The 12,259-nt window shown below is 67.5% G+C and carries 14 protein-coding genes; 13 read left to right on the forward strand and 1 reads right to left on the reverse strand.

Annotation, left to right across the window (positions count from 1 at the left end; translation table 11 throughout):
• Nucleotides 1-38 precede the first annotated feature (38 nt).
• Complete coding sequence (locus LAO51_04010; protein ID MBZ5637904.1) at nt 39-2,192, forward strand: bifunctional (p)ppGpp synthetase/guanosine-3',5'-bis(diphosphate) 3'-pyrophosphohydrolase; 2,154 nt, start codon at nt 39-41, stop codon at nt 2,190-2,192.
• A gap of 43 nt (nt 2,193-2,235) precedes the next feature.
• Complete coding sequence (locus LAO51_04015) at nt 2,236-2,616, forward strand: RidA family protein (GenBank protein MBZ5637905.1); 381 nt, start codon at nt 2,236-2,238, stop codon at nt 2,614-2,616.
• Nucleotides 2,617-2,667: 51 nt separating this feature from the next.
• On the opposite strand, the gene rpmB is transcribed toward LAO51_04015, so the two are convergent.
• Nucleotides 2,668-2,865 carry a 50S ribosomal protein L28 gene (rpmB, locus tag LAO51_04020; GenBank protein MBZ5637906.1) on the reverse strand — a complete coding sequence of 66 codons (198 nt, stop codon included), beginning with the start codon at nt 2,863-2,865 and terminating at the stop codon, nt 2,668-2,670.
• Between the two features lie 504 nt (nt 2,866-3,369).
• Between rpmB and LAO51_04025 the strand changes: the two genes are divergently transcribed.
• The 11 genes from LAO51_04025 to LAO51_04075 form a co-directional block, all read left to right on the forward strand.
• Entirely contained in the window at nt 3,370-4,437 is a 1,068-nt protein-coding gene (locus tag LAO51_04025) for a pilus assembly protein PilM (GenBank protein MBZ5637907.1), read from the forward strand.
• A 4-nt stretch (nt 4,438-4,441) separates the two neighbouring features.
• Complete coding sequence (locus LAO51_04030; GenBank protein ID MBZ5637908.1) at nt 4,442-5,029, forward strand: PilN domain-containing protein; 588 nt, start codon at nt 4,442-4,444, stop codon at nt 5,027-5,029.
• A 112-nt stretch (nt 5,030-5,141) separates the two neighbouring features.
• Nucleotides 5,142-5,723, forward strand: a complete 582-nt coding sequence (locus LAO51_04035; GenBank protein MBZ5637909.1) for a type 4a pilus biogenesis protein PilO — start codon at nt 5,142-5,144, stop codon at nt 5,721-5,723.
• Nucleotides 5,720-6,295 (forward strand): hypothetical protein, encoded by a 576-nt coding sequence (locus LAO51_04040; GenBank protein MBZ5637910.1) that lies wholly within the window; start codon nt 5,720-5,722, stop codon nt 6,293-6,295. The genes LAO51_04035 and LAO51_04040 overlap by 4 nt, the downstream gene beginning before the upstream one ends.
• Entirely contained in the window at nt 6,288-8,447 is a 2,160-nt protein-coding gene (gene pilQ / locus LAO51_04045) for a type IV pilus secretin PilQ (GenBank protein MBZ5637911.1), read from the forward strand. Before LAO51_04040 ends, pilQ begins: the two co-directional genes overlap by 8 nt.
• Nucleotides 8,448-8,460: 13 nt before the next feature.
• Nucleotides 8,461-9,009, forward strand: a complete 549-nt coding sequence (locus LAO51_04050) for a hypothetical protein (protein MBZ5637912.1) — start codon at nt 8,461-8,463, stop codon at nt 9,007-9,009.
• A gap of 83 nt (nt 9,010-9,092) precedes the next feature.
• On the forward strand, nt 9,093-9,455 hold the full coding sequence (locus LAO51_04055; protein ID MBZ5637913.1) for a hypothetical protein: 363 nt from the start codon (nt 9,093-9,095) through the stop codon (nt 9,453-9,455).
• Nucleotides 9,445-9,804 (forward strand): hypothetical protein, encoded by a 360-nt coding sequence (locus LAO51_04060; protein MBZ5637914.1) that lies wholly within the window; start codon nt 9,445-9,447, stop codon nt 9,802-9,804. Before LAO51_04055 ends, LAO51_04060 begins: the two co-directional genes overlap by 11 nt.
• 162 nt (nt 9,805-9,966) lie before the next feature.
• Entirely contained in the window at nt 9,967-10,443 is a 477-nt protein-coding gene (accB, locus tag LAO51_04065) for an acetyl-CoA carboxylase biotin carboxyl carrier protein (GenBank protein ID MBZ5637915.1), read from the forward strand.
• Between the two features lie 37 nt (nt 10,444-10,480).
• Nucleotides 10,481-11,839, forward strand: coding sequence for a hypothetical protein (locus tag LAO51_04070; protein MBZ5637916.1), 1,359 nt, complete (start codon nt 10,481-10,483; stop codon nt 11,837-11,839).
• 98 nt (nt 11,840-11,937) lie between these two features.
• Nucleotides 11,938-12,259: hypothetical protein (locus LAO51_04075; protein MBZ5637917.1), on the forward strand; the 322-nt coding region annotated here is incomplete at its 3' end.

Consider the following 12,259-nt stretch of genomic DNA (forward strand, 5'->3'; position numbering starts at 1 on the left):
CGCTATAATCCCCCGAGCGGGAGGACGACGGCCCCATGGTGCGGCGGTTCGAGGACATCCTGGAGCGCGTCGAGGAGTACAATCCCGGCGCGGACTTCGGGCTCTTGCGGCGGGCGTATGTCTTCTCCGCCCGCGAGCACCGGAGCCAGGTTAGGCAGTCCGGCGAGCCGTACCTCACCCACCCCCTCGAGGTCGCGTACACGCTGGCGGAGCTGCGCCTGGACACGTCGAGCCTCGTCGCCGGGCTCCTCCACGACGTCGTCGAGGACACCCTCACCTCCATCGACACGGTCGGCGAGTATTTCGGCGAGGACGTGTCCCACATCGTCGCCGGGGTCACCAAGATCTCGAAGCTCCAGTTCGCATCCGCCGAGCAGGCGGAGGCCGAGAACCTCCGCAAGATGATCCTGGCCATGGTGGACGACATCCGCGTGATTCTCGTCAAGCTCGCGGACCGTCTTCACAACATGCGGACGCTGGAGTTCCTGGACCCGGTACGCCGGGAGAGGATCGCCCGGGAGACGTCCGAGATCTACGCCCCCATCGCGAACCGGCTGGGGATCGGCCGGATCAAGACGGAGCTCGAAGACCTCGCGTTCCAGCATCTCGAGCCCGACGCCCACCGCGCGCTGACCGAGGCGCTCGAGGCCCGGCGGAAGGTCACCGGCGACTTCATCGAGGAAATCCGCGCGAAGCTCGCGGCGGCGCTCGAGCAGGCGGGGATCGAGGCGGAGATCCGCGGCCGGATCAAGAGCACCGCCTCGATGCAGCGCAAGATCAAGCGGCAGCGGATCGAGGTCGAGCAGATCTACGACTACGTGGCCTTCCGCATCCTGACGTCGTCGGTGAAGGACTGCTACGGCGCGCTGGGGATCGTGCACTCCGAGTGGCGTCCGGTCCCCGGGCGGATCAAGGATTTCATCGCGATGCCCAAGCCGAACATGTACCAGTCCCTCCACACCTCCGTGATGACCGACAAGGGACAGCCGTTCGAGGTGCAGATCAGGACCCACGAGATGCACCGCATCGCGGAGGAGGGGATCGCCGCGCACTGGCACTACAAGGAGGGTGGGCGCCTCTCCGGGCAGGACTCGGACCGCGTCGCGTGGCTCAGGCAGCTCCTCGAGTGGCAGCAGGATCTCAAGGACCCCCGGGAGTTCCTCGAAATGGTCAAGGTGGACCTCTACCCGGAGGAAGTCTACACGTTCACCCCCAAGGGAAGGGTGCTCTCGTTCCCGCGGGGGGCGTCCCCGGTGGATTTCGCCTACGCGATTCACACGGAGGTCGGCCACCACTGCGTCGGGGCCAAGGTCAACGGGCGGATCGTTCCCTTGAGGAGCCAGCTCCAGAACGGCGACATCGTCGAGATCATGACCCAGCCCGGCCACAACCCGAGCCGCGACTGGCTCGCGCTGGCCCGGACGACCCGGGCGCGGAGCAAGATCCGGGCCTGGCTCAAGGCGAACGATCGGGCGCGCTCGGAGGCGCTGGGGCGCGAGCTGGTGGACCGCGAGTTCCGCAAGTACAAGCTCTCGCTGCGCGCGGCCGCCGAGGACGGCCGGGTGGCCGAGGCACTGCGCAAGCTCGGCCTCGCGGACCTCGAGGACTTCTTCGCGGCGGTGGGGTACGGCAAGGTCGCGCCGCACGCGCTGGTCGCCGCCGTCGTACCCCCGTCCGAGCTCCAGCCCCGGACCGACGGCGTCGTCGCGAGGGTCGTGAAGCGGGCGCTGGGACTCGCCGACCGGGGGATCAAGGTCCGCGGCATGGACGACGTCATGGTCGTCCTCGCGCGGTGCTGCAACCCGGTCCGCGGCGAGGAGATCGTCGGGTACATCACGCGGGGGAAAGGGGTGTCGGTCCACTCCGTCCAGTGTCCCAACGTGACCCGCCTGCTGTTCGCCTCCGAGCGGCGGATCGACGTGGAATGGGACACGGCGCAGGGCGCCGCGTCCGTCTACGACGTCAGGCTGGTGCTGGGGGTGGACGACCGGCCGGGAGTCCTCGCCAAGATCCTGTCGGCGATCGCCGACGAGAAGAGCAATGTCAAGAACATGGATGCCAAGACGTTCGAGGGGAGCGATGCGAGGGTGAGCCTCGTGCTGGCGGTGACCGATCGTCAGCAGATGCAGCGCGTGATGGACCGGATCCGGAGGATCGGCGGGGTGCGGCAGGTGGATCGCGTCCTGAGCTGAGCCCGCGCGACGCGACGGCTCAGGTCGGGGGCGGGGAGGGGACATGCGGGAGACGGTGCGGACGGATCGGGCCCCGGCGGCGGTGGGGCCGTACTCGCAGGCGGTGAGGGCCCGTGGGACCGTGTGGGTGTCGGGACAGATTCCGCTCGATCCGGCCACCGGGGCGATCGTTCCGGGGGACGTGGAGACCGAAGCCCGTCAGGCGCTTCGCAATGTCGGAGCGATCCTCGAAGCTGCCGGAAGCGGTCTCGACCGTGTGGTCAAGACCACGGTCTACCTGACGGACCTCGACGATTTCGAGCGGGTGAATCGCGTGTACGCTGAACTCGTGCCCTCACCGCCGCCGGCGCGGGTCTGTGTCGAGGTGTCGCGGCTACCGCGGGGCGCCCGCGTCGAGATCGATGCCGTGGCCTTGGTGGATTGACCGGCGAAACCGCCGCGCCCCGCGCGCGAAGGTGCCGGCGCGCGCGGATCGCTAGCCGACGGCCTTCCGGATCGTGCCGTTGCGGAGACAGCGGGTGCACAGCCTCATCCGCTTCGTCCCCCCCCGCTCCGTCATCACGCGCACCTCCTGCAGGTTCGGGAGGTACTTGCGGGACGTGACGTTGTGGGCGTGCGACACGTTCCGCCCGAAGACCGTCTTCTTGCCGCAAATCTCGCACACTCGAGCCATCGCTTGTCCTCGGAGAGCCAGGCTGCTGCCCGCTAGAGCCGCCGCGCGAAACCCGCATGCTATTGGAGCCCGGGGCTCGTGTCAAGGATCCCCCGGTGCCGGGCCGGTGGTCCGCGAGAACCGCCGCCCCCACCTTCGCGTCGACGCCCCGGACGCCCCGCGAGCCGCGAGCCGCTTCGCCATCGAGACCAACTGATCCCGCTTGGCGGCCGCGGCTGGGGCACATGGTTGCTTTCGTCCCGCGCGCATCTATATTACACCCTCGGCCGTTATCCGGAAGGTCCGTAAAACCCGGAAGGCCTCGCCGTTCTCACAACGCGGCGGAGCAGGACAAACGTGGATGGCAGGAACGAAACGGTCCGAAGATGACCCGAGGGATCGCCGGGAGGCCGGCGCGAAGAGCGGGGGTCGTTTCCGCTTGACTCATTCGGAACGGATGACCTAGCTTAAAGTCCTACTTGAGGTTCCGGGTTTTCGGGCCTCGAGAAGGTGGTGAGGGCGAACATGCTCTTCGGACGCAGCCGCAACCTGGTCGGACTCGACATCGGTGACAGCTCCATCAAGGTGGTCGAACTCAAGGACATGGGGAAGGGCCGGGGGTACCAGCTGGCGAAGCTGGGCTGGGAGCCGCTGTCCGCCGAGGCCATCGTGGACGGCGCCATCATGGACTCCCAACTCGTGATTGAGACCGTCCAGCGGCTGTTCCAGCGCCTCCGCATCCGAAACCTCGACGTCGCGACGGCCCTGTACGGCCACTCGGTGATCGTCAAGCGGATCAGCCTCCCCACCATGGGCGAGGCCGAGTTGGCGGAGTCGATCCACTGGGAGGCGGAGCAGTACATCCCGTTCGCGATCGAGGACGTCAACCTCGACTACCAGATCCTGGAGGGCTCGAGCCTCTCGGGCGAGGGGAACATGGACGTGCTCCTCGCCGCCGCGAAGAAGGACAAGATCAACGACTACGCCGCCGTGATCAGCCAGGCCGGGCTCAACCCGATCACGGTGGACATCGCGGCGTTCGCCCTCCAGAACGCGTTCGAGGTCAACTACGAGTTCGAGCCGCACCAGGTGATCGCGCTTGTGGACCTCGGAGCGGCGGTCGCTTCGATCACCGTGCTGCACGGCGGGACCTCCGTGTACTGGAGGGACATCAACATCGGCGGGAACCAGTACACCGACGCGATCCAGAAGGAGCTGAACCTCTCCGCGGAGCAGGCCGAGCGGCTGAAGAGGGGCGACGAGATCGAAGGGGTCCCTTACGAGAGGATCCTCCCGATCCTCTCGGCCGTGAACGAGGACATCGGCAGCGAAATCCAGAAGACCCTGGACTTCTTCAAGCAGATCTCCGCCGCCGACGAGCCTCTGGACCGGCTGTACCTCACCGGGGGTGCCTCCCAGGTGGTCCACCTGAAGGAGTCGCTCGGCGACCGGCTCCACACCCAGGTCGAGATTCTGAACCCGTTCCGGAAGATCCCTCCCGCGGGACGCGAGGCCGCGCCCGAGATGATCAACGAGATGATGCCCACCGCCTCGGTCTCCGTGGGGTTGGCGCTCCGACGCATGGGGGATTGAGCCCATGATCAAGATCAACCTGCTGGCCGAGAAGAAGGCCGTCAAGGCGAAGACCCCGTCGTCCCTCAAGTTCGACGGGCTCGGGGGTACGCAGAATCTGCTCCTCGCCGGGGTCCTGATCCTGGGCGTCATCGTGGCCGGCAGCTGGTGGTGGGTCCGCGCCTCGGAGCTCAGGACCTGGAAGGCCAAGCAGGCCGCCGCGGAGGTCGAACTGACCCGGCTGCAGGAGGTCCGGAAGAAGGCCGAGTACTTCAAGAAGCAGAAGGAGCTCCTGGAGCGGAAGATCAACCTGATCACCGAACTCAAGAAGAAGCAGTCCGTGCCGGTCCATATCCTGGACCAGATCTCCAAGAACCTGCCGGACTTCCTCTGGCTGGACTCGATGTCCGCCGTTCAGAACCAGATCAGCATCACGGGCCGGGCCACCACCTACACCGCGGTGTCGAACTTCTACGACAACCTTGCCGCCTCGGGTTACTTCACCAGCGTGGTTCTGGGGAAGACCTCGGAGGTGCCGCAGGGGGTCTCCTTCAGCCTGTCGTGCAAGTTCGCATCGCCCAAGGAAGCGGCCGCACCCGCGCCGCAGGGTTGATCGCGTCACCATGAGACGGCTTCTCTACCGAGCACCGCGTTGCGCCTCCGGGTCGCGCCCGTCCCACCGACGGACGGCCGCCCGGTTCGGCGCGTGACGGGGAGTCGAAGCGATGCAGAAACTGCCGTTCTACGCACAGGTTCTCATGATGGTGGTGCTCGCCGCGCTGCTCGTCGGCGTCGCCTACTGGGTCATGCCGGGCCTGAAGAACATGGGCGAGCAGATCCAGCGGATTCGAGCCGATTACACCGAGAAGGAGCGGCAGATCCGGGAAGGGCAGGCGATCGAGCAGAAGCTCCCCGAGTTCGAGCGGGAGATCAACAACCTCCAGCGCAAGCTCGGCGACATCCAGCAGATCCTCCCGACCGGCCCGGAGACGGGCGATCTGCTCCGCTGGATCAAGAACATGACCGACCAGTCCAACCTCGGGCTGAAGTCGTTCGGGCCCGGCGACCTGAAGCCGGTGGACTTCTACAAGGTCTTTCCGATCGAGATGGACGTCGTCGGACGCTACCACGATCTCGGCATCTTCCTGGACCGGGTGAGCAAGTACTCGCGGATCATCAACGTCGACAACCTCCGTCTCGCGGCGCTGCCCGGCGGAGGCGATAAGACGATCCGCGCCAATTTCACGGCCACGACGTTCGTCTACGAGGAGCCACCGACCGAGAAGGTCGAGGAGGCCAAGAAATGAACCGTCGAGACCTGGGCCGGATCCTGGCGGCGGCGGGCCTCACCCTGGCGGTGACGGCGACGTTCACCGCGCTCGCGCAGGAAGCCCCGGCCCCACCGCAGAACCCGACGGACACGGCCGCCGCCGGCGAGGCGAAGCGCGCCGAGGCGGAGGGGAACCAGACCGTCGAGACGATCCTGCGACAGCAGGAGCAGATCCTGAGCGGCCAGCGGTTCTCGTACGACCCCGCCGGGCGCCGGGACCCGTTCCGCTCGCTGTACGAAGACCTGGCGATCAAGAGGAAGGGCCCGCGGCCGCGTGGGGTCGCCGGGATGCTGGTCTCGGAGATCGTCCTGGTGGGTCTCGTTCGAGACCCGTCGGGCGGCGATATGACCCTGTTCATGGGGTCGGACAACAAGGGTTATTTCCTGAGGGTCGGCGACGAGGTCTACGACGGCACGCTCATCGCCGTGGATCCCAAGGCCGGAACCGTCACCTTCCGCCAGCAGGTTGACGACCCCCGGCTGATCAAGCCCTACCGGGACGTCGTGAAGAGGCTGGTCCCGCTGGAGGAGGAAAAGGCCAATGAGTAAGCACGGCATGTTGATCGTGGCGGCGCTGGCCGCGCTGTTGCTCGCTGCGGGTCCGTCCGCGGCAGGGGACGGCGTTTCCACGCTTGCGTCCGCCGCGGGCCCGGTAGGGGCGCACAACCTCAAGGCCGTGGAGGTCTCCACCGACTCCGGCGGGCATCCCGTCGTCACGCTGTCCGGGGATGGGGCGCTCTCCTATGAGCCCCAGGTCCTGGAGCGGCCGAGTCGGCTGGTCCTGGACCTGCCCGGGGTGGTGAGCCGGCTCTCGACCCGCCAGATCGCGGTGGGGAAGGGCGGGCTGACACGGGTCCGTGCGGGGCAATACCGCGCCGAGCCGTCGCCGGTCTCCCGGGTGGTGTTCGATCTCGACGAGACGGTTCCCTACCGGATCGATCGGCAGGGCTCGAGCCTCGTCGTGTCGTTCGACGGAGCCTCTTCGATCCCGGCGGACGTCCGGCCGGCGCAGGCGGCGAGCGCCGCTCCGCCCACCCCGGCACCGCCTCCGGTCGAGGCTCCCGTGGAGGCGAAGAGCCTCGAGCCGCGGGAGATCCCGCCTGCCGCTCCGGACCCGGTGCCGGCCAAGGCGGCGGAAGCCCCCGCGCCCCCCGCGCCGACGCCGGTGGCCGACGTCGCGGCGCCGGCTCCTGCACGGTCGGTCGCTCCGGAATCGCTTCAGGTCGTGCTGGAGGCCGCGCCGGTGAAGGCCAACGAGGCTACGGCGACGTCCCCGGCCGCGCCCGCCGAAGTCGCGGCCCCCGCTCCCGCCGGGTCGGTCGCGCCCGAGTCGCTCCATGTCGTGCTGGAGGCCGCACCGGTGAAGGTCGCCGAGGCTCCGGCGCCGCCCACGCCCGCCACGGCGTCCAGCCAGCCGGCTGCCGCACCCGCGGCCAAGATGCCGGCCGCTCCCTCCTTCGAGACGAAGACCATCGCGAAGGACCAGGCGCAGTACAGCGGCAAGCGCCTCTCGCTCAACCTGGTCGACGCCGACATCAAGCAGGTGTTCCGGCTGTTCCACGAGCTCTCGGGGCTGAACTTCGTGCTCGACCCGAGCGTCGAGGGACGCGTCACGATCGTCCTCGACAACACCCCCTGGGACCAGGCGCTGGACATCATCCTGAAGAACAACGGCCTGGACAAGGTGATGGAGGACAACGTCATCCGGATCGCCTCGACGCAGAAGCTCGCGGCGGAAGCCGCCAGCAGGAAGCAGCTCAAGGAGGCGAAGGAGCTCGAGGTCGAGCCGACCACCGTCACGCGCACCCTGTCGTACGCCAAGGCGAAGGAGGTCGAGCGCGTCATCCGGGAAGGCGGCATCCTGTCGCCGCGCGGCCGGGTGATCGTGGACGAGCGGACGAACACCCTGATCATCAGCGACATCCCGAAGAAGGTCGAGCCTCTGGACAGGCTGGTCTCGACCCTCGACGCCGAGACGCCGCAGGTGATGATCGAGGCCCGCATCGTCGAGACGTCGCGGGAGTTCGTCCAGGACTTCGGCGTGAAGTGGGGGTTCTCCGCGATCGCCGACGCGACGCGCGGAACGGCCACGTCGCTCACCTTCCCGCACAACGCCTCGGCGAACTACGGCCTGAACCTTCCCGGCGCCAACGGCGCGAGCAACCTGGCGTTCAAGTTCGGAAACGTCCTGGACTCGTTCACGCTGGACCTGGCGCTGAACGCCCTCGAGACGGAGGGGCGCGGCCGCATCCTCTCGTCGCCCAAGATCGCCACCCAGAACAACGAGCGCGCCGAGATCGAGCAGGGCGTCCGGATCCCGGTGGTGAACACCACGGCCACCGAGATCAACGTCGAGTTCGTGTCGGCATCCCTCAAGCTGGGCGTGACGCCGCAGATCACCGCCGAGGGCACGATCATCCTGGACGTCTCGGTGGAGAACAACTCCCCGGACTTCGGCAACCGCGTCGGGGACGTTCCGCCCATCAGGACGCAGCGCGCCCAGACCAAGATCCTGATCAGCGACGGCGGCACCACCGTCATCGGCGGGATCTTCACGATCAACGAGGCCGCGAGCGAGGTCGGCGTTCCCTGGTTCCGGAAGCTGCCGGTGCTCGGATGGCTCTTCAAGCAGAAGAACATCACGAACGAGAACCGGGAGCTCTTGATTTTCATCACTCCCAAGATCCTCAAGGTTTCGTAGGGGAGGTCGGATCATGCGTACAGCCCATCGAAGCATTGCCGTGGCGATCGCCGCCGGGCTCGTCCTGCTCCTCGGAGCCTGCGCCAACAACTCGTTGGACAGCGGGAGCGGCCCGAACGTGATCCTGTCGATCTCGCAGTTCCCGATCATCCCGCCCGTCACGTCCTCGTACAACGCGGCCTTGGGGGCGTGCGTCTTCACCGCTCCGCCTCCGATCTCGGTGACCCTCAGGGACTCGCCCAAGTCCACGCTGGCCTCGGCGGGTCCCTTCACCGACGTGGCGATCGACAGCGCCGTGGTGACGTACGTGTGGGACGACGACGTCGTCGTGGGTCCGATCGTCGAGAGCACCTCGGGGCTGATCCCGGCCAACGCCACGCAGACGGTGCCGCTCACGCCGATCCTCCTCGGCGTCCTGACCTCGGACCGGGGCGGGCACACGGTGAGCCTGGAGATCTCCTTCCGCGGCCGGACGGTCGACGGAACGCGCATCGAGTCCCTTCCCGATATTCCGGGCGGGGCGACCGTGTCCGTCAACAGCTGCATCCCGCCGGCCAAGTAACCGGCACGGGTGGAGCGCCCGACGCTCGCGAGCCCCGCCGCCCCGTGAGGGCGGTGGGGTTTCGCGTTTCAAGAGGAGGCGACATGCCCGAGGAGAGCGGTGGAGGGATCGTCCTCGCCACGGTGACCCACGCGAGGCTGAGGGTCTCGCAGGGGGACGTCCGGGGAGCGCGAAGGATCTTGGAGGCGCTCCTCTCCGTCCGGCCGAACGATTCCGAGGCCCGGTCGCTCCTCGACAGCCTCTCGTCCACCGCCGAGCGGGAGGCCTCCGAGGTCCCCGATGAGATCGCGCCGCCGCCGGTCGGCGCCGATCCCGCGGCGCTCCGCGGTCGCTTCCGCGTTATCCTGGGCGCCGCCGGCGAGCCTCGCGGGCAGCGGGTCGCGCGGCGGCTCCAGGCGATCCTGCGCGGGATCGACCGAAGCCGGAGGGTGGACGATGCTCGATGAAACACTCGCCGCGCTCCTCACGAGCGTCCAGGGAGCCCGTGCCGCACTGCTCATCGGGTCGGATGGGATCATCGTGGCCGGCGACGGCGGCGGCGGCGACCTCCCCTGGGATCTGGTCGTCGCGTCGTACGCCGACCTGCTTCGCCGAGTCGGCTTGGTGAACCGGGAAGCGGGGATCGAGGAGCCGACCGAGTTGGTCGTCAACGCCCCGAGCGTGACGCTCGTGATCCGAAGGGTCACCCCGGAGTACGGATTGCTGATGGCCCTGGCTCCCTGCGGCAGTCTCGGACGCGCCCGGTTCGAGCTCCGCAAGGCGGCGAGCCGGATCCAACCCGAGCTCGAAGGCTGACCGGTCCCCCGCGGCGGCGTACGGGGGCCGCGCGTCGTCGTCCGATGGCCGGACCTTCGACTCTTGCCTCCGGCCGCAGTCCCCCTCTCGACTCCCGAAGCCGCCCGGTGGTAGGCTCGTGACTTCGCAGGGTGGATCCGGACGCCGATTCTGGGGAACCACGTGGACGCCAAGGAACTTCGCGAGCTGATCGACGTCATCTCACGGAGCAGCTTCACGACCTTCGAGCTGGAGCGCGAGGGCTTCAAGCTCAAGCTGGTCAAAGGCCCGGGATCGGCACCCGCCTTGGTGATCCAGCCGCCGGCCGGGGCGCTCCCTCAGGAGGCGCCGCCGGCCCCCGCCTCCCAGGACAAGCTGCCCCCGGCCGCGGCCGTCGCCTCGCCGGTCGACGACGGGCTCATCACCGTGACGTCGCCGATCGTCGGCACGTTCTACCGCGCCCCGAGTCCCGGGGCGCCCCCTTTCATCGAGGTCGGCGGGAAGATCGCCAAGGGGCAGGTGCTCTGCATCGTCGAGGCGATGAAGCTCATGAACGAGATCGAGAGCGAGATCGATGCGGAGGTCGTGGAGGTCCTCGTCGCGAACGGGCAACCCGTGGAGTACGGCGAGAGGCTGTTCAAGCTGAGGCCGATGGCCTGATGCGGGGAGTCGCTCTCCCGACTCCTTCGGAAGGAACGTGTTCCGGAAGATCCTGATCGCCAACCGGGGCGAGATCGCGCTCCGGATCATCTGGGCCTGCCGCGAGCTCGGGATCAAGACGGTGGCGGTCCACTCCACCGCGGATTCCGACTCGCTGCACGTGCGCTTCGCGGACGAGGACGTCTGCATCGGACCGCCCGCCAACAAGGAGTCGTACCTCAACGTGTCGGCGGTGATCTCGGCTGCCGAGATCACCGGCGCCGAGGCGATCCACCCCGGCTACGGCTTCCTGGCGGAGTCGGCGCAGTTCGCGGAGGTGTGCCGCGAGTGCGGCCTCACGTTCATCGGCCCGGGGCCCGACGTCATCCGCAGGATGGGGGACAAGGCGGAGGCGCGCCGGACGATGATCGAAGCGGGGGTGCCGGTCCTTCCGGGAAGCGAAGGGATCGTGCAGGACGAGGAGCAGGCGGCGACGCTGGCGGCGGAGATAGGATATCCGGTGCTGATCAAAGCCTCCGCGGGTGGCGGCGGCAGGGGAATGCGGATCGTCCCGACGCCCGCCGAGATGGGGCGCATGCTCGATGCTGCGCGCTCGGAGGCCGGGGCCGCTTTCGGCGTCCCCGACGTCTACCTCGAGAAGTACCTGCCGGACCCGAGGCACGTGGAATTCCAGGTCCTGGGCGACACGCACGGGAACGCTTTGTACCTGTTGAACGACGCTGCCACCGGAGCACTGGGTCCGATTGCGCCGGGCAGCAGCGGCACTCTGCAAAACAGTCAATGTATAGTGAATGCTTCGGGGTCGTCGTCATCCACCGCAGGCAATAACATCACCTGGACGCTGTCGCTCACCTTTAGCGCCTCCTATGCGGGCAGCAGGAACTTATCGGTGTGGGCCAACGATAGCAGCGGGCTGGCGAGCGGTTGGGTGGCGGTCGGGACATGGACTGTACCTTCACAAGCTCCCGTGGTGGTGGTTCCCGTGCCGTTAATCTCGGGGAGCGGATACTCTGCGACGATCCAGGTTACAACGACGGATCCGAACGGCCCCACCCACCTGGCCAGCCTGTATTTACTGGCGGGTTCATTGGCAAGCGGGGTGAACAACTGCCAGGTTACCTTGCTGCCCGGATCGAGTTCCCTGTATTTGTTGAACGACACAGCCACCGGAGTACTGGGTCCGATAGCGCTGGGCAGTGGCGGCACGCTGCAGAACAGTCAATGTACGGTGAATGCCTCGGGGTCTTCGGTCTCGACCGTAGGCAATAACGTCACCTGGACGCTGTCGCTCACCTTTAAGCCCGCCTATACCGGCACCAGGAATCTCTCGCTGTGGGCCAACGACAGCAGTGGTCTGGCGAGCGGTTGGGTGCAGGTGGGGACATGGACGATTTAACCGGCATCACGCGCTTCATCGGCGGCGTTACCATGACGGTCAACTTCACCCAGCAACGGCCGCGGATATCAGCGGGACGACGTCGTTGACACCGCGCAATGTGGTCACGGGCGATCCCAACCTGCCCGCGCCGGCGAGCGCACTTTCGACCACGGTACTTCCGGACCGGCGTCTTTGCGCTGCCGGCCCAAGGCGCCATCGGCAACGCCGCCAAATACCTGTTGCGCGGACGAGTCATCAACACCTGGGAGATTTCACTCTTCCGCAACTTCCGCATCCGCGAGCGCCTGAACACGCAGTTCCGCTGCGAGGCGTACAACGCCTTTAACCATACTCAGTTCTCGACGGTGAACAGCACGGCGAGGTTCGACGCTACCGGCAACCAGATCAACGCGGCACTCGGCCAGTATACAGCTTCCC

Source organism: Terriglobia bacterium, assembly GCA_020073205.1.
GTDB lineage: Bacteria > Acidobacteriota > Polarisedimenticolia > Polarisedimenticolales > JAIQFR01 > JAIQFR01.

Bases quoted from the DNA above. Each gene is read 5' to 3' on its own strand.
- rpmB (MBZ5637906.1), bottom strand. From the start codon at position 2,865: ATGGCTCGAGTGTGCGAGATTTGCGGCAAGAAGACGGTCTTCGGGCGG.
- LAO51_04040 (MBZ5637910.1), top strand. From the start codon at position 5,720: ATGAACCGTCGAGACCTGGGCCGGATCCTGGCGGCGGCGGGCCTCACC.
- LAO51_04030 (MBZ5637908.1), top strand. From the start codon at position 4,442: ATGATCAAGATCAACCTGCTGGCCGAGAAGAAGGCCGTCAAGGCGAAG.
- pilQ (MBZ5637911.1), top strand. From the start codon at position 6,288: ATGAGTAAGCACGGCATGTTGATCGTGGCGGCGCTGGCCGCGCTGTTG.
- LAO51_04035 (MBZ5637909.1), top strand. From the start codon at position 5,142: ATGCAGAAACTGCCGTTCTACGCACAGGTTCTCATGATGGTGGTGCTC.
- LAO51_04025 (MBZ5637907.1), top strand. From the start codon at position 3,370: ATGCTCTTCGGACGCAGCCGCAACCTGGTCGGACTCGACATCGGTGAC.
- LAO51_04055 (MBZ5637913.1), top strand. From the start codon at position 9,093: ATGCCCGAGGAGAGCGGTGGAGGGATCGTCCTCGCCACGGTGACCCAC.
- LAO51_04015 (MBZ5637905.1), top strand. From the start codon at position 2,236: ATGCGGGAGACGGTGCGGACGGATCGGGCCCCGGCGGCGGTGGGGCCG.
- LAO51_04060 (MBZ5637914.1), top strand. From the start codon at position 9,445: ATGCTCGATGAAACACTCGCCGCGCTCCTCACGAGCGTCCAGGGAGCC.
- LAO51_04050 (MBZ5637912.1), top strand. From the start codon at position 8,461: ATGCGTACAGCCCATCGAAGCATTGCCGTGGCGATCGCCGCCGGGCTC.